This window comes from Motilibacter rhizosphaerae, from assembly GCF_004216915.1.
Classification (GTDB): Bacteria; Actinomycetota; Actinomycetes; order Motilibacterales; family Motilibacteraceae; genus Motilibacter; species Motilibacter rhizosphaerae.
The window spans coordinates 161,856-178,799 of the sequence record NZ_SGXD01000004.1 but is presented as its reverse complement, the minus strand read 5'-3'; the positions used below and the strand labels follow the sequence as shown (position 1 = coordinate 178,799).

At 72.9% G+C, this 16,944-nt stretch carries 11 protein-coding genes; 8 read left to right on the top strand and 3 right to left on the bottom strand.

The genetic code is table 11. The features are described 5' to 3' along the window. Window positions 1-722: 722 nt before the first annotated feature. On the top strand, window positions 723-2,189 hold the full coding sequence (locus EV189_RS15905) for a hypothetical protein (protein WP_130493968.1): 1,467 nt from the start codon (window positions 723-725) through the stop codon (window positions 2,187-2,189). A 48-nt stretch (window positions 2,190-2,237) separates the two neighbouring features. Further along, window positions 2,238-4,352, top strand: coding sequence for an excinuclease ABC subunit UvrB (uvrB, locus tag EV189_RS15900; protein ID WP_130493967.1), 2,115 nt, complete (start codon window positions 2,238-2,240; stop codon window positions 4,350-4,352). Window positions 4,353-4,385: 33 nt separating this feature from the next. Here the strand turns inward: uvrB and EV189_RS15895 are convergent, their stop codons facing one another. Next, complete coding sequence (locus EV189_RS15895; protein ID WP_130493966.1) at window positions 4,386-5,183, bottom strand: phosphotransferase; 798 nt, start codon at window positions 5,181-5,183, stop codon at window positions 4,386-4,388. 52 nt (window positions 5,184-5,235) lie between these two features. Beyond that, entirely contained in the window at window positions 5,236-6,201 is a 966-nt protein-coding gene (locus EV189_RS15890) for a sugar-binding transcriptional regulator (RefSeq protein ID WP_130493965.1), read from the bottom strand. Between the two features lie 111 nt (window positions 6,202-6,312). Here EV189_RS15890 and EV189_RS15885 point away from each other — a divergent pair, with 111 nt between their 5' ends. The 4 genes from EV189_RS15885 to EV189_RS15870 are packed head-to-tail and all read left to right on the top strand — an operon-like array spanning window position 6,313 to window position 11,078. Continuing rightward, the gene (locus EV189_RS15885; protein ID WP_130493964.1) at window positions 6,313-7,725 is read left to right on the top strand and encodes an ABC transporter substrate-binding protein; all 1,413 of its coding nucleotides are present in this window, start codon (window positions 6,313-6,315) and stop codon (window positions 7,723-7,725) included. A 34-nt stretch (window positions 7,726-7,759) separates the two neighbouring features. Further along, window positions 7,760-8,728 carry a carbohydrate ABC transporter permease gene (locus EV189_RS15880; protein ID WP_130493963.1) on the top strand — a complete coding sequence of 323 codons (969 nt, stop codon included), beginning with the start codon at window positions 7,760-7,762 and terminating at the stop codon, window positions 8,726-8,728. Beyond that, entirely contained in the window at window positions 8,725-9,591 is an 867-nt protein-coding gene (locus EV189_RS15875; protein ID WP_130493962.1) for a carbohydrate ABC transporter permease, read from the top strand. Before EV189_RS15880 ends, EV189_RS15875 begins: the two co-directional genes overlap by 4 nt. Then, window positions 9,588-11,078 (top strand): mannitol dehydrogenase family protein, encoded by a 1,491-nt coding sequence (locus EV189_RS15870; RefSeq protein ID WP_130493961.1) that lies wholly within the window; start codon window positions 9,588-9,590, stop codon window positions 11,076-11,078. The genes EV189_RS15875 and EV189_RS15870 overlap by 4 nt, the downstream gene beginning before the upstream one ends. A 2-nt stretch (window positions 11,079-11,080) precedes the next feature. On the opposite strand, the gene EV189_RS15865 is transcribed toward EV189_RS15870, so the two are convergent. Beyond that, window positions 11,081-11,737 (bottom strand): MBL fold metallo-hydrolase, encoded by a 657-nt coding sequence (locus tag EV189_RS15865; RefSeq protein ID WP_231116463.1) that lies wholly within the window; start codon window positions 11,735-11,737, stop codon window positions 11,081-11,083. Between the two features lie 130 nt (window positions 11,738-11,867). Here EV189_RS15865 and uvrA point away from each other — a divergent pair, with 130 nt between their 5' ends. Both uvrA and uvrC read left to right on the top strand, forming a co-directional pair. Further along, on the top strand, window positions 11,868-14,759 hold the full coding sequence (uvrA, locus tag EV189_RS15860) for an excinuclease ABC subunit UvrA (RefSeq protein ID WP_130493960.1): 2,892 nt from the start codon (window positions 11,868-11,870) through the stop codon (window positions 14,757-14,759). 40 nt (window positions 14,760-14,799) lie between these two features. Continuing rightward, window positions 14,800-16,866: an excinuclease ABC subunit UvrC gene (gene uvrC, locus EV189_RS15855; protein WP_130493959.1), complete on the top strand. Its 2,067-nt coding sequence runs from the start codon at window positions 14,800-14,802 to the stop codon at window positions 16,864-16,866. The last annotated feature ends 78 nt before the right edge of the window (window positions 16,867-16,944 follow it).

Here is a 16,944-nt window from a genome sequence, read left to right as displayed (position 1 = left end):
CACCGCACATGCCACTGGTCAGCACGATCCAGCGGATCGCTCCACCAGTCAGCGGCTGGAGCCGCTGCTACCGCGTCGGCGACGGGGCGCAGCACGCGTGCGAGGAGCGCGCTGTGGAGGGCCAGATCGTCCTCATCCGGCTCCTGCCAGTACCGGGCGAAGGAGACCGCCATGTCCAGGGCCGGCAGCAAGTCGCGCACCGCGGAGCACCTCGCGATGCCGTCGACGTCGACCGAGGCGACGGCAGCAGCGAGCGCAGCCACCCGAGCCCGCTCATCCGTCGCGGCACCGTCCCACCCCGACAACGACCGCCACCACCGGTGCCGGGCATCCGGATCCTGCTGGAACTGCCACGTCACCTCGAGGCACAGGCGCCGTCCCCGTGGGCCGCCCAGCAGCGCATCCCCTCGCATGCGACCGACCCTAGGGCTCGTCGCCACCCCTCGGACCCGATGCTGCGGACGTCGAGGTCGTCAGCATCTGCACCGACGCAAGCAGCGCCGTCGACGTCGTCCGCCGCGTCCTGGACGACTGCGCTCCCGGCGACCACCGAGGCGCCCGCGACCGATCCGCCTGCTCCCCGACGATGGCGACATCACCGCCGGACGCGTCGCAGGACGACTGAACCAGGCGGGGCGGCCAGGGGGTCCTCTCGGGCAGACCCAGCACCAGCCCGCTGCACCACCCACCGGCGACACCCCCTGCGAGACCCAGGAGTCCCCGTGCCGTCCCCCCGCTCCCTGTGCTCCGTCGTCCTGGGCGCTGCGCTGCTCGTGCTCGCCGGTCCCGCGCTCGCCGCTCCGGCCGTCGCCGCCGAGGTCGGCCCGCCGCCGGGGGACGCCCGCGAGGCGCCCGTCGCCCTGCGCGTGCCCGGCACGGTGCGCGGGACGACGGTGGGCGCGACCGTCGACGCGGTCGAGCCGCTGAGCTCGTGCGGCGCGACCGGCCCCTCCGTCTGGTACGCCGTCACCCCGCCCGCCGATCGCGCGGTGGTCCTCCGCCTGCAGGCCGACGGGCAGCTCGACGCCCAGGTCACCGTCTTCGGCGCGGTCCGCTCCCGGCTCAGCGAGGTCGCCTGCGACACCACCGACGACCAGGGCAGGGCGGCCACGGCCTTCCGCCCGGCGGCCGGGGCGGCGTACCTCGTCCGCGTCGCCGCGCTCCCGGGCTCGGCACCCGGGGCGTTCACGCTCGGGCTGCTGCGCGGGCCGGCGCCCGCCACGCCACCGGGGCACCCGCTGCCGCACCGCGGGGCGCGCGTGGTGCTCGACCGCGTGCTGCGACCGACCGCGGCGTACTGGCTGCCCCTCGTCGGAGGCCGGACGTACGTGCTGGACCTGGTCGCGCCCGCGGGCTGCGCCTCCCTGCAGCTCTTCGCGCCGGGCACCACGTCCTTCGACCAGGCCCCGAGGCTCTCCACGTCGTGCGGCGGCGCGCAGCTCTTCACGCCCCCGCTCGGCGCCAGCGGCCGCTGGGTCGCGCTCCTCACCGCGGACGCCGGGGTGCGCAGCGCGCAGCCGGTGGCCCTGCTCGCCGGGCCGGCCGGCCGCGACGACGTCGCGCCCGGCCTGCCGCTGCCCGAGCACCGGCGACTGCGCGGCAGCGTCGGCGGCGCCTCCCTCGACGCCGTGGACGTCTACCACTTCGACGTCGCCCGACGCTCGGTGCTCGACCTCGACCTCGCCGCCCCGGCGAGCAGGGAGCTCGGGCTCGACGTCCGGACGGACGCGGGCCGGCCGGTCGCCGGCGCGACCGGGAGCGGGGCGCTGCGGGTCGCCGTGCGCCTCCCCGCCGGGCACTACGTGGTGGCCGTGCGCGCGGCCGGGCCGGGCCGGGCGGCGTACGCGCTGGTGCGCTCGATGCGCGCGATCACCTCGACGAGGACCACGGTCGAGGGGCGCGCCAGCGCCGTCGTCGCGCCGGGGCGCAACGTCGCGGTGCGGGTCGCCGTCGCGCCCGCGGCGAGCGGGCGCGCGGTCGTGACCGTCGAGCGGCTCGACCCCTTCTCGGGCTGGCAGCCCTACGCCCTGCTGCCCGTCCGCGTCGTCGGCGGCAGCGGGACGGTCTCGTGGCACCCGCCGACCACCGGCCGGTGGCGGTTCCGCGCCCAGTACTCGGGCACCAGCGCGTTCGCGCCGAGCGCGTCCGGCACGGCGGGGCTGCAGGTGGCAGCCCCGCTGCGGGGGTAGCCCGCCGCTCGGGAGGGCTCTGTCGGTGCCAGCGCGTACCTTCGAACCGTGCGACCCGTGACCGACCTCCAGCGCAGCTCCGCCACCCCCTTCGAGGTGGTGAGCGAGTACGAGCCCGCCGGCGACCAGCCGGCCGCCATCGCCGACCTCGAGCGCCGCGTGCGCGCGGGGGAGCAGGACGTCGTCCTGCTCGGCGCGACCGGCACCGGCAAGAGCGCGACGACCGCCTGGCTCGTCGAGCGGCTGCAGCGCCCGACGCTCGTGCTCGAGCCGAACAAGACGCTGGCCGCGCAGATGGCCAACGAGCTGCGCGAGATGCTGCCGCACAACGCGGTGGAGTACTTCGTCTCCTACTACGACTACTACCAGCCCGAGGCCTACGTCCCGCAAACGGACACCTACATCGAGAAGGACTCCTCGCTCAACGAGGAGGTCGAGCGGCTGCGGCACTCGGCGACGAGCAAGCTGCTGACGCGGCGCGACGTCATCGTGGTCGCGACCGTCTCGTGCATCTACGGCCTCGGCACCCCGCAGGAGTACGTCGACCGCTCGGTCGAGCTCGAGGTCGGCATGGAGACCGACCGCGACGCGCTGCTGCGGCGCTTCGTCGAGATGCAGTACACCCGCAACGACCTCTCCTTCACCCGCGGCACGTTCCGCGTGCGCGGCGACACCATCGAGATCATCCCGATGTACGAGGAGCTCGCGGTCCGCATCGAGATGTTCGGCGACGAGGTCGAGCGCCTGCTCGTCCTCCACCCGCTCACCGGCGAGGTGCTCAAGGAGGAGCAGACCGTCCGCATCTTCCCGGCCACCCACTACGTCGCCGGTCCCGAGCGCATGGAGCGCGCGATCAAAGGCATCGAGCTCGAGCTGGCCGACACGCTGTCGCGGATGGAGCGGCAGGGCAAGCTGCTCGAGGCGCAGCGGCTGCGCATGCGCACCACCTACGACATCGAGATGATGCGCCAGGTCGGGTTCTGCAACGGCATCGAGAACTACTCCCGCCACATCGACGGCCGCGAGCCCGGCTCGGCCGCCAACACGCTGCTCGACTTCTTCCCCGAGGACTTCCTCCTCGTCGTCGACGAGTCGCACGTCTCCATCCCGCAGATCGGCGGGATGTACGAGGGCGACATGTCGCGCAAGCGCACCCTGGTCGAGCACGGCTTCCGGCTGCCGAGCGCGATGGACAACCGGCCGCTGAAGTGGGAGGAGTTCCTCGAGCGGATCGGGCAGACGGTCTACCTCTCGGCGACCCCCGGCCCGTACGAGATGACGCGGACGGGCGGCGAGTTCGTCGAGCAGGTCATCCGCCCGACCGGCCTGGTCGACCCGCAGGTCGTGGTCAAGCCCACGAAGGGCCAGATCGACGACCTCGTCCACGAGATCCGGGTGCGCGCGGAGAAGGACGAGCGCGTCCTCGTCACCACGCTGACGAAGAAGATGGCCGAGGACCTCACCGACTACCTCCTCGAGCTGGGCGTCCGGGTCCGCTACCTCCACAGCGAGGTCGACACGCTGCGTCGCGTGGAGCTGCTGCGCGAGCTGCGCCGCGGCGACTACGACGTGCTCGTCGGCATCAACCTGCTGCGCGAGGGGCTCGACCTGCCCGAGGTGTCGCTCGTCGCCATCCTCGACGCGGACAAGGAGGGCTTCCTGCGCTCGGCGACCTCGCTCATCCAGACGATCGGGCGCGCGGCCCGCAACGTCTCGGGCGAGGTGCACATGTACGCCGACAAGATCACCCCCTCCATGGCCCAGGCGATCGAGGAGACGACGCGCCGGCGCGAGAAGCAGGTCGCCTACAACGAGGCGCGCGGCATCGACCCGCAGCCGCTGCGCAAGCGGATCTCCGACATCACCGAGATGCTCAACCGCGAGGACGCCGACACCGCCGAGCTGCTGGGCGGCTCCGGGCGGCAGCAGTCGCGCGGCAAGTCGCCGGTGCCGGGCCTCTCGTCCCGCGGCGAGGCGGGGGCGCACGCCGGCGCCGTCGCGGGGTCGATGGCGGCGAGCGACCTCGCCCAGCTCATCCAGACGCTCACCGACCAGATGCACACGGCGGCGGCCGAGCTGCAGTTCGAGCTCGCCGCCCGGCTGCGCGACGAGGTCCACGAGCTGAAGAAGGAGCTCCGGGGGATGCGCGCCGCCGGGGTCTGACGCGGCGTCGGAGGCGTCCGGGTCGCAGCGCGCCTAGCGCAGCGCGTCGCCGACCTCGGCGGCGTGCGCCTCCAGCCACGCCCGCGTCCGGCCGGCCCGGGCACCGCCCTTGGCGCGCCAGTACTCCGCGAACTCGCGGTGCCCCTGGTCGACGGCCTGCTCGACGGCGGCGTACGCCCACTCGCCGCTGTCCCGCACGGCGGCGGCGAGCCGCTCGCGCTCCTCGCGCGCCAGCCCGTACGCGTCGGCGAAGAGCCGCGCCCGCCGCAGCTCCTGGCCCTGGCGGGCGTCGTGCACGTCGACCGGGTCGCGCAGCGGCGCCCACAGGCGTACGGCGAGGGCGACGTCCCACAGCGGGTCCGCGGGTGCGGCCAGGTCGAAGTCGATGAGGGCGACGGCGCGGCCTCCCCGGAACACCACGTTGTCGATGTTCGGGTCGTTGTGCACGACCACCGAGCCCGCCCAGGCGGCCGGCGCGCGGCGGGGCCACGCCCAGGCGGCGGCGTCGAAGCCCCGAGCCGCGTGGTGGTAGTCGCGGAGGAGGAGCGCGACGCTGGCCAGCGCGTCATCGGTGGCCAGCGCGTCCGGCACCCGCGAGCCGGGCACCTCGCCGGGGACGTAGTCGAGCACCTCGCGCGTCCCGTCGACCCCGCGCACGCGGGGAGCTCCCGGGAAGCCGACGGCCTCGAGGTGGCGCAGCAGGGCGTGCACGCTGGGGCTCGTCGGGCGCAGCGGGCGGCGGACGGTGTCGCCGGCGCGCCGGATGCGCCCGCGGTTGGCGTGGCCGCCGGGCAGCAGCTCGCCCACCTCGTCCGCTGGTGCCCCGGTCACCGGGTCACGGTATCCGCGACCCGCCTCCGGGCACGCGTCGCCGCTGCGGGCGTCACGCCCCGGCTTCCAGGGCGAGCAGCGCCACGGCGAGCGCCCGGTGGGTCACGAGCCCGCGGACGAGGCCGCTGCGCAGGGCAGCGCGCACCGCTGCCGCCTTGGGGACGCCGTACGCGACGGCGACGACCTCCTCGACCTGGCGCAGCTGGTCCGCCCCGACGCTGAGCAGCCGCGCGGTGAGCGGTGACTCGACCTCGCCGCCCTCGGCGTCGAGCAGGTTGCCGCCGACCTCGGCGCGGACGCCGCGCTGGTAGAGCCGGGCCCGCTCGGGCTCCGGCAGCGCGTCGTGCACGGTGGAGTAGCCGGGTGCCCAGGCGCCGACGCCCACGACGGCCTTCGTGACGCGGGGGAGCTGCTCGAGGGCGCGCGTGACGTCGGGCTGGCGGCGCAGCGCGGTGGCGGTGGCCGCGTCGGGGACGATCATCGGCGCGTAGAAGCAGTACGCCGGCCCTCCGCCGACGCGGGCGACGCTGCGCACCAGCTCGGTACCGGTGTCCCCGCCGCCGCCCGGGGCCAGCAGGGCCCCGCTGAGCTGCACGACGGGGCAGGGCGCCAGCTCGCGCAGCGCGGCGCTCATCGCGCTGACCGAGCGTGCCCACACCAGGCCGAGCACGTCGTCGTCGGTGACGATCTCCGACACCAGGTCGGCGGCGGCCCGGCCGAGCGCGGGCAGCAGGGTCTCCACGGGCGGGTCGTCGACGTCGACGACGACGGCGTGGCGCAGCCCGTACGCCTCCTGCAGCCGGCTGGACAGCTCGACGTCCACCCCCGCCGGCGAGGTGATCTCGATCCGCACGAGCCCGGTGGACACGGCCGCGTCGAGCAGACGGGCGACCTTGAACCTGCTGAGCCCCAGCTCCTCGGCGATCTCGACGTTCGACCGGCCGGCGAGGTAGTGCCGGCGGGCGACCGAGGCCATGAGGACGAGCTCGCCGGGCCCCGGCTGGCTGCGACGCGGCATGCAGTTCCGCCTTCCTGCTCATCTGAGCGGTCTAGGGCTCATCTTGCCGCACGGTGTTGACCTCCACCGGAGAACCGCACAACACTCTCAGGTGTCGCCCTCGCTGCTCAGATGAGCGCGAGCGAGCTGTTCTCATCCCAGGAGGCAAAGGTGCTCTTCGCACGAGGTCCGCGCGGCTCGGTGGCCGCGCTCTCGGTGCTCTCGGTCGCGGTCGTCCCCGCCCTCGCCGCCTGCGGCGGTGCCGGCGGTTCGGGCGGCAGCTCGGGCAGTGGCGGTGGCAAGGTCGTCAACGTCCTCATGGTGAACAACCCGCAGATGGTCGACCTGCAGAAGCTCACGGCGGACAACTTCACGAAGTCGACCGGCATCAAGGTGAACTACACCGTGCTGCCGGAGAACGACGTCCGCGACAAGATCTCGCAGGAGTTCTCCAGCCAGGCCGGCCAGTACGACGTCGCGTCGCTGAGCAACTACGAGATCCCGTTCTACGCGAAGAACGGCTGGCTCGCCCCGCTCGACGCGGTGAGCAAGGACGCGACGTTCGCCCAGGACGACATCCTCAAGCCGATGACCGAGTCGCTCACGGTCGACGGCAAGGTCTACGGCGAGCCGTTCTACGGCGAGTCCTCGTTCCTCATGTACCGCAAGGACGTCCTGCAGTCCAAGGGCGTCTCGATGCCGGCGCAACCGACCTGGCAGCAGGTGGCGGACATCGCGGCCAAGGTCGACGGCGCGCAGCCCGGCATGAAGGGCATCTGCCTGCGCGGCCTCCCGGGCTGGGGCGAGGTGATGGCCCCGCTGACGACCGTGGTCAACACCTTCGGCGGCACGTGGTTCACCAAGGACTGGAAGGCCGGTCTGGACAGCCCGGAGTGGGCGCAGGCGACGAACTTCTACGTCAACCTCATCAAGGCCCACGGCGAGTCCGGAGCCTCGCAGTCCGGCTTCACCGAGTGCCTCAACAACATGGAGCAGAGCAAGGTCGCCATGTGGTACGACGCGACCTCCGCCGCCGGCACGCTCGAGTCGTCGCAGTCGCCCGTCGCCGGGAAGCTCGGCTACGCGCCCGCTCCCGTCGTGAAGACCAAGAGCTCCGGATGGCTCTACACCTGGGCCTGGGCCGTGCAGAAGGCCTCGAAGCACCAGGACGCGGCCGCGAAGTTCATCGAGTGGGCCTCCGGCAAGGACTACGAGAACCTCGTCGGCAAGAGCCTCGGCTGGCCGCGAGTGCCCGCCGGCAAGCGCGCCTCGACGTACGACAACGCGGACTACCAGAAGTCCGCGGGCGCGTTCTACCAGCAGACCAAGGACTCCATCGCGAGCGCCGACCCGACCGACCCGGGTGTGCAGCCTCGCCCCACCGTAGGCATCCAGTTCGTCGACATCCCGGAGTTCAGCGCCCTCGGCACGACGGTCTCCCAGTCCATCAGCTCTGCGATCGCCGGCAAGACCAGCGTCTCGGCGGCACTGAAGAGCGGGCAGTCCGAAGCGCAGAAGGTCGCCGACAAGTACGCCGGCAAGTGACCGTACTGCCGACACCACAGCGGAAGGACTGCACATGAGCACCGTGCAGCTCCCGGCGTCGGGGCGGGCCTCGCGGCCCGCCCCGGCCCCGGGCCGGACCTCGCAGCAGGGCTGGCGGTCCCGCAGGGACTGGGCACGCCGTGCCCCCCTCCTGCCGGCGCTGGTCTACCTCGTCGTCGTCACCCAGCTGCCGTTCGTCGCCACGCTCGTCATCTCGCTGATGCGCTGGAACGCGCTCTACCCGGACGACAAGGGCTTCAGCGGCCTGCACAACTACGTCAACGCCTTCCAGGACGCGACGCTGCGCTCGTCGATCATCACGACGATCGTGCTGACCGTGAGCGTGGTGCTGGTCAGCCTGCTCATCGGGCTCGGCCTCGCCCTGCTCCTGGACCGCGCGTTCTTCGGCCGCGGCTTCGTCCGCACGATCCTCATCGCGCCGTTCCTCGTGGTGCCGGTCGCCGCCGCGCTGCTGTGGAAGCACGCGCTCTACAACCCGGAGTACGGCCTGCTCAACGGCGGCCTGCACTGGCTGTGGAGCCTGTTCGGCTCGGACTCGCCACCCCAGCCCGACTGGATCGGGGGGACGCCCAAGCTCGCCGTCGAGGCCGCCCTGGTGTGGCAGTGGACGCCGTTCATGATGCTGATCCTGCTGGCCGGCCTCCAGTCCCGGCCCCTCGACGTCTATGAGGCGGCTCGCGTCGACGGTGCCGGTGCGTGGCAGGTGTTCCGCTTCATCACCCTGCCGCACCTGCGGCGCTACCTCGAGCTGGCCGCTCTGCTCGGCTGCATCTACGTCGTGCAGAACTTCGACGCCGTCTTCACGCTCACCTCCGGCGGGCTCGGCACCGCGAACCTGCCCTACACGATCTACGAGACCTTCTACCAGGCGCACGACTACGGGCAGGCCTCTGCCAACGGCGTCATCGTCGTCTTCGGGTCGATCGTCATCGCCACGTTCGCGCTGCGCCAGATCTCCAGCCTGCTCCGGGAGGAGTCATGACCGCCGTCGTCACGGTGCCGGTCGCCCGCCGCCGGCGCCCCCGCCGGGGCGGGAGCCCGCTGCTCGGCCTGCTCGCCTGGGTCCTGGGGCTGCTGTTCTTCGCGCCCGTCGCGTGGATGGTCCTCACGTCCTTCCACACCGAGTCCGACGCCGCCACCAACCCGCCGTCACTGGGCGCGAAGCTGACCCTGCAGGGCTACCGCGAGTTCTTCGGTGCCTCCACCGGTACGAGCCCGTGGCCCTCGCTCATCAACTCGGCGACCGCGAGCATCGGCTCCACGGTCCTCGTGCTCGCGCTGGCGATCCCGGCGGCGTACGCGCTGTCGATCCGCCCCGTGCGCAAGTGGTCCGACGTGCTCTTCTTCTTCCTCACGACGAAGATGCTGCCGGCGGTGGCCGGCCTCCTGCCGATCTACCTCTTCGCGCAGAAGGTGCACCTGCTCGACAACATCTGGCTGCTGGTGCTGCTCTACACGACGATGAACCTGCCGATCGCCGTGTGGATGATGCGCTCCTTCCTCGCCGAGGTGCCGGTCGCGATCCTCGAGGCGGCCTCCATCGACGGTGCGTCGCTGCCGGCGATCTTCCGCCGGATCATCCTGCCGCTCTCGGCGCCGGGCATCGCCGCGACCTCGCTGATCTGCTTCATCTTCAGCTGGAACGAGATGCTCTTCGCCCGCGTGCTGACCGGAGTCGTGTCGCAGACGGCGCCGGTGTTCCTCACCAGCTTCGTCACGAGCCAGGGGCTCTTCCTCGCCAAGGTCTGCGCGGCCGCCTGCGCCATCTCCTTCCCCGTGCTGGTCGCCGGGTTCGCCGCCCAGGACAAGCTGGTCCAGGGCCTGTCCCTCGGAGCCGTCAAGTGACCCCGCGCCGCCTCGACCGCAGCGTCCTCGCCGACCCGCCCGAGGGGGTGGCGGTCCCGACCTACGACCGCTCCCGCGTGCGCGCGGGGATCGTCCACTTCGGTGTCGGGGGCTTCCACCGCGCGCACCAGGCGATGTACCTCGACCGGCTCATGGAGCAGGGGGAGGCGCGGGACTGGGGGATCTGCGGCGTCGGGGTCCTCCCGCACGACGAGCGGATGCGCGATGTCCTGGCAGCGCAGGACTTCCTCTACACCCTCGTCGTCAAGCACCCGGACGGCACGTACGAGCCGCGGGTCATCGGCTCGCTCGTCGACTACCTGTTCGCCCCCGACGACCCCGGGGCCGTCGTGGAGAGGCTCGCCTCGCCCGAGGTGCGCATCGTCTCCCTCACGATCACCGAGGGCGGCTACAACTTCCACCACGTGACCGGCGAGTTCGACGCCGGCAACCCCGGGGTGATGGCCGACCTCGAGCCCGGGGCGGTGCCGCGTACGGTCTTCGGGCTCGTGACGGAGGGCCTGCGGAGGCGCCGCGACCGCGGCATCCCGCCGTTCACGGTGATGTCCTGCGACAACATCCAGGGCAACGGCGAGGTGGCGCACCGGATGTTCACGGCGTTCGCACGGCTGCGCGACCCGGAGCTGGCGGACTGGATCGAGCAGGAGGTGCGCTTCCCGTCCTGCATGGTCGACCGCATCACCCCCGCGACGACGGACGACGACCGCGCGGAGGTGGCCGAGCGCTTCGGCATCGCGGACGGTTGGCCGGTCGTCTGCGAGCCGTTCACGCAGTGGGTGCTCGAGGACGCCTTCCCCCTGGGCCGGCCGCCGCTGCAGGACGCGGGCGTGCAGCTCGTCGAGGACGTCGAGCCGTACGAGCTCATGAAGCTCCGCCTGCTCAACGCGAGCCACCAGGCGCTGTGCTACTTCGGCTACCTCGCGGGCTACCGGCTCGTGCACGACGTCGCCCGCGACCCGCTCTTCGCGCGCTTCCTGCGGGCCTACATGGACGAGGAGGGCACGCCGACGCTGCGGCCGGTGCCGGGCATCGACCTCGACGACTACAAGACCCAGCTGGTCGAGCGGTTCTCCAACGCCGAGGTGCGCGACACGGTGCCCCGGCTGTGCGCCGAGAGCTCCGACCGGATCCCGAAGTGGCTGCTCCCCGTCGTGCGCGAGCGGCTCGCCGCGGGCGCGGTGCCGGTCCGCGCCATCGCCGTCGTCGCCAGCTGGGCGAGGTACGCCGAGGCCGTCGACGAGCAGGGCCAGCCGATCGAGGTCGTGGACCGGCTGCGCGACGTGCTGGTCGAGACCGCCCGCCGCCAGCACGACGAACCGCTGGCGTTCGTCGAGAACCGGGCGCTGTTCGGCGACCTGGTCGACGACGAGCGCTTCCGGGCGGCGTACCTCGCGGTGCTGGAGTCGCTCCACGCGAAGGGCGCGCGGGCCACGCTGGAGTCGCTCGAGTCCGGCGCGGGGGAGTAGGCCTACCAGCCGCGGGCGCGCCACTCCGGCAGGCTCGGGCGCTCGGCGCCCAGGGTCGTCGGCAGCCCGTGCCCCGGCAGGACGCGCGTGGCGTCCGGGAGCTGATCGAACAGCTCGCGGACCACCGCGTCGTACGCGCTGGTGAACTCCTCGGGCGAGCCGGTGCGGCCCACGCCCCCGGGGAAGAGCGCGTCGCCGGTGAGCACGACGGGAGCGTCGGACTCCGGCTCGAGGAGCACCGCGACCGAGCCCGGGGTGTGCCCGGGCAGGGCGACGACGCGCACCTCGGCCTCCCCGACGCGCACGAGGTCGCCGTGGCCGAGCCGGACGTCGGTGCGGACCCCGATCGCGTCGGCGTCGGCCGCCCCGGCGTACGTCGTGGTGCCGGTCGCCTGCACGAGCTGCGCCAGGGCGCCCCAGTGGTCGTGGTGCCGGTGGGTCGTCAGCACGCCGTCGAGCCGTCCCCCTGCCAGGTCGCCGACGAGCCGGAGGAGCCGCTCCGCCTCGGCGGCGGCGTCGACGAGCAGCGTCGCGCCCGACGCGCGGCAGCGCAGGAGGTACGCGTCGTTGTCCGTCGCGCCGACGGACAGCCCGGTCACCGCGAGCGTCCCGAGGACGAGGTCGGTGCCGGTCACGGGGGTCTCGGCGGGCTCGCTCACGGGGGCTCCGGTTCTTCGCTCGGCACTGTGTCGGTGGGGCCACCTAGCATGGCGGGGTGCCCCGGGGTGCGCGTCCGCGCCCCTCGGGGAGAGCCGCACCACGCCAGTGACACGCCAGCGAAGGGGAGCCGTGGCCGACCGCCTGATCGTCCGAGGTGCCCGGGAGCACAACCTCAGGGACGTCTCGCTCGACCTGCCCCGGAACGCCCTCGTCGTGTTCACGGGCCTGTCCGGGTCGGGCAAGTCCAGCCTCGCCTTCGACACGATCTTCGCCGAGGGGCAGCGGCGCTACGTCGAGTCCCTGTCGTCCTACGCCCGGCAGTTCCTCGGGCAGATGGACAAGCCCGACGTCGACTTCATCGAGGGGCTGTCGCCCGCGGTCTCGATCGACCAGAAGTCGACGAGCCGCAACCCGCGCTCGACCGTCGGGACGATCACCGAGGTCTACGACTACCTGCGCCTGCTCTGGTCGCGCACCGGCCACCCGCACTGCCCGAAGTGCGGGCGCGACATCGCGCGGCAGACGCCGCAGCAGATCGTCGACCGGGTCCTCGAGATGGAGGACGGCGCCCGCTTCCAGGTCCTCGCCCCCGTCGTGCGCGGGCGCAAGGGCGAGTTCGCCGACCTCTTCGCCGACCTGCAGACCAAGGGCTACAGCCGGGCGCGGGTCGACGGCGCGACGGTGCAGCTCAGCGAGCCGCCCAAGCTCGACAAGCGCTACAAGCACACCGTCGAGGTCGTGGTCGACCGCCTCCAGGTCAAGCCCTCGGCCAAGCGCCGGCTCACCGACTCGGTCGAGACGGCGCTGGGCCTCGCCGGCGGCCTCGTGGTCCTCGACTTCGTCGACCTGCCCGAGGGCGACCCGGGCCGCGAGCGGATCTTCAGCGAGCACCTGGCCTGCCTGTTCGACGACCTGTCGTTCGAGGAGCTGGAGCCGCGGTCGTTCTCGTTCAACTCGCCGTTCGGGGCCTGCCCCGAGTGCACCGGCATCGGCACGCGGCTCGAGGTCGACCCCGAGCTGCTCGTGCCCGACGACGAGCTCAGCCTGCGCGAGGGCGCGGTCGCGCCGTGGGCCAGCGGCCAGTCCGCCGACTACTTCCTCCGGCTGCTCGACGCCCTCGCCGAGTCGCTGGAGTTCAGCCTCGACACCCCGTGGCGCAGCCTGCCCAAGCGGGCCAAGGACGCGGTCCTCCACGGCCTCGACTACCAGGTCCACGTGAAGTACCGCAACCGCTTCGGGCGCGAGCGCTCCTACTTCAGCGGCTTCGAGGGTGCGATCCCGTTCGTCAAGCGGCGCCACTCCGAGACCGACTCCGAGTGGAGCCGGGACCGCTACGAGGGCTACATGCGCGAGGTGCCGTGCCCCTCCTGCAAGGGCTCGCGGCTCAAGCCCGAGATCCTCGCCGTCACGGTCAACGGCATGTCGATCGCCGACTTCTGCGCGCTGCCCGTCGGCGAGGCGGCCAAGGCGCTCGCCGACCTCGAGCTCAGCGCGCGGGAGCGGCAGATCGCCGAGCGCGTGCTGAAGGAGATCAACGCCCGGCTCGGCTTCCTGCTCGACGTGGGCCTCGACTACCTCAGCCTCGACCGCGCGGCCGGCACGCTGTCCGGCGGCGAGGCGCAGCGCATCAGGCTCGCCACGCAGATCGGCTCCGGGCTCGTCGGCGTGCTCTACGTCCTCGACGAGCCGAGCATCGGCCTGCACCAGCGCGACAACCGCCGCCTCATCGACACCCTCACCCGGCTGCGCGACCTCGGCAACACCCTCATCGTCGTCGAGCACGACGAGGACACCGTGCGCACCGCGGACTGGGTGGTCGACATCGGGCCGGGCGCGGGGGAGCACGGCGGGCGGGTCGTCCACTCCGGCGACGTGGCCAGCCTGCTCACCAACGAGGAGTCGCTCACCGGCGCGTACCTCTCGGGGCGGACGCGGATCGAGACGCCGACCGAGCGCCGGGCGCCGACGCCGGGCCGCGAGCTCGTCGTCAAGGGCGCCCGCGAGCACAACCTCAAGGCCGTCGACGTGGCGTTCCCGCTCGGCTGCCTCGTCGCGGTGACGGGCGTCAGCGGCTCGGGGAAGTCCACGCTGGTCAACGACATCCTCTACACCGTGCTCGCCAACAAGCTCAACGGCGCGCGCCAGGTGCCGGGCCGGCACCGCACGGTGACCGGGCTCGAGCACCTCGACAAGGTCGTCCACGTCGACCAGAGCCCGATCGGGCGCACCCCGCGGAGCAACCCCGCGACCTACACCGGCGTCTTCGACCACATGCGCCGGCTGTTCGCCGAGACGACGGAGGCGAAGGTCCGCGGCTACCTGCCGGGCCGCTTCTCCTTCAACGTCAAGGGCGGGCGCTGCGAGGCCTGCTCGGGCGACGGCACGATCAAGATCGAGATGAACTTCCTGCCGGACGTCTACGTCCCGTGCGAGGTCTGCCACGGCGCGCGCTACAACCGCGAGACGCTCGAGGTGCACTTCAAGGGCAAGACGATCGCCGAGGTGCTCGACATGCCGATCGATGAGGCCGCGGACTTCTTCGCGGCGGTCCCCGCGATCGCCCGCCACCTGCGCACCCTGGTCGACGTCGGGCTGGGCTACGTCCGGCTCGGCCAGCCGGCGCCGACGCTGTCCGGCGGCGAGGCGCAGCGCGTCAAGCTCGCCTCCGAGCTGCAGAAGCGCAGCAACGGCAGGACGGTCTACGTCCTCGACGAGCCGACGACGGGGCTGCACTTCGAGGACATCCGCAAGCTGCTCGGCGTGCTGACCCGGCTGGTCGAGCAGGGCAACAGCGTCATCGTCATCGAGCACAACCTCGACGTCATCAAGACGGCCGACTGGGTCATCGACATGGGTCCCGAGGGCGGCAGCGGCGGCGGCACGGTGGTCGCCCAGGGCACCCCGGAGCAGGTCGCGCAGGTGGCCGCCAGCCACACCGGGCGCTTCCTCCGCGAGGCCCTCGACCCCCGTGGGCGCGCGCGCAAGGCCGGCCGCAAGCGCGCTCCCGCGCTGGCCGGCTGACCCGCGCTGCCACACGACCAGCCGGACGTAGCATCGAGCCGTGGCGGACCCCTCGACCTACCGCCCCCGCACGGGGGAGGTCCCGGACTCCCCTGGGGTCTACAAGTTCCGTGACGAGCAGGGCCGGGTCATCTACGTCGGCAAGGCGAAGAGCCTGCGCAACAGGCTGAACAACTACTTCCAGGACCTGCTCCAGCTCCACCCGCGCACCGCGACGATGGTGACGACGGCGGCCAGCGTCGAGTGGACCGTCGTCGCCACCGAGGTCGAGGCGCTCCAGCTGGAGTACAGCTGGATCAAGGAGTTCGACCCGCGCTTCAACGTCAAGTACCGCGACGACAAGTCCTACCCCAGCCTCGCCGTCACGCTCCACGAGGAGTTCCCGCGGCTGCTCGTCATGCGCGGGCCGAAGCGCAAGGGCGTGCGCTACTTCGGCCCGTACGCCCACGCCTGGGCCATCCGCGAGACGCTCGACCTGCTGCTGCGGGTCTTCCCGGCCCGTACCTGCAGCGCGGGGGTGTTCAAGCGCGCCGAGCAGGTCGGCCGGCCGTGCCTGCTCGGCTACATCGAGAAGTGCTCCGCGCCCTGCGTCGGCAAGGTGAGCGCGGAGGAGCACCGCGCGATCGTCGAGGACTTCTGCGACTTCATGGCCGGCTCCACGGCCAAGTTCACCAGGCGCCTCGAGCGGCAGATGCAGGAGGCCGCCGCCGAGATGGCGTACGAGCGGGCGGCGCGCCTGCGCGACGACATCGGCGCGCTGACCCGCGCCATGGAGAAGAGCGCGGTCGTCCTGCCCGACGCCACCGACGCCGACGTCATCGCCTTCGCCGAGGACGAGCTCGAGGCGGCCGTCCAGGTCTTCCACGTCCGCGGCGGCCGCGTCCGCGGGCAGCGCGGCTTCGTCGTCGACAAGGTGGAGGAGGTCGACACCGGCGGGCTCGTCGAGCGGTTCGTCGAGCAGTTCTACCTCGACGGCGGCAACGAGGTCCCGCGCGAGGTGCTCGTGCCGGCGCTCCCCGAGGACGCCGAGCTGGTGCAGGAGATCCTCCGGCTCGCCCGCGGCGCGCGCGCCGAGCTGCGCGTGCCGCAGCGCGGCGACAAGCGCGCCCTGCTCGAGACCGTCGCGCGCAACGCGGCGCAGGCCCTCGCGCTGCACAAGACCAAGCGGGCCAGCGACCTCACCACCCGCGGGCGGGCCCTGCAGGAGGTCCAGGAGGCGCTCGGGCTCGACGAGGCCCCGCTGCGGATCGAGTGCTACGACGTCTCGCACCACCAGGGCGAGGAGATCGTGGCCTCGATGGTGGTCTTCGAGGACGGCCTGGCGCGCAAGTCCGAGTACCGCCGCTTCGCCATCCGCGGCGTGGCCGGGCAGTCCGACGACGTCGCCTCCATGCACGAGGTCATCACCCGCCGCTTCCGGCGCTACCTCGAGGCGCGGGAGTCCACGGGCGAGGCCGGCGTGCTCGTCGAGGCGGGGGCCGGCGAGGAGCTCGCCGAGCAGCACGGCGCGCCCGCCGCGGAGGTGCCGGCCGGCATCGACCCCGAGACCGGGCGTCCGCGCAAGTTCGCCTACGCCCCGCAGCTCGTCGTCGTCGACGGCGGCCCGCCGCAGGTCGCGGCGGCGCAACGCGCGCTCGACGAGCTCGGCATCGACGACGTCGCCGTCTGCGGCCTGGCCAAGCGGCTCGAGGAGGTGTGGCTCCCCGACGACGACGCGCCGGTGATCCTCCCGCGCACGAGCGAGGGGCTCTACCTCCTCCAGCGCGTGCGCGACGAGGCGCACCGCTTCGCCATCACGTACCACCGGCAGCGGCGCTCCAAGGCCGTGCGCGTCAGCGCGCTCGACGGGGTGCCGGGGCTGGGGGAGGCCCGGCGCAAGGCGCTGCTGCGCCACTTCGGCTCGGTCAAGCGGCTGCGGGAGGCCACGGCGGAGGAGGTCGCGACGCTGCCGGGCTTCGGCCCCGTCCTCGCGGCGGCCGTCGTCTCCGCGCTGCACGAGCCGGGTGCGACCCCCGCGCCGCTGGCCGAGGGGGACGCGGCCGAGGAGGGCGCGGACGGGAGTGGGATGCTCCACCCGCAGCCCGTCCGGTCGGGTCTGCCGGGGTGAGCGCTCCTGGTCGGGCACCCCGCGAGGGCCGACATGCAGGACGGGCACGACAGGCACGACAGCGCGCCGGTCGGTGCC

Bases quoted from the DNA above. Each gene is read 5' to 3' on its own strand.
- EV189_RS15890 (WP_130493965.1), bottom strand. From the start codon at position 6,201: ATGCCGCGTCGCAGCCAGCCGGGGCCCGGCGAGCTCGTCCTCATGGCC.
- EV189_RS15885 (WP_130493964.1), top strand. From the start codon at position 6,313: ATGAGCGCGAGCGAGCTGTTCTCATCCCAGGAGGCAAAGGTGCTCTTC.
- EV189_RS15875 (WP_130493962.1), top strand. From the start codon at position 8,725: ATGACCGCCGTCGTCACGGTGCCGGTCGCCCGCCGCCGGCGCCCCCGC.
- EV189_RS15880 (WP_130493963.1), top strand. From the start codon at position 7,760: ATGAGCACCGTGCAGCTCCCGGCGTCGGGGCGGGCCTCGCGGCCCGCC.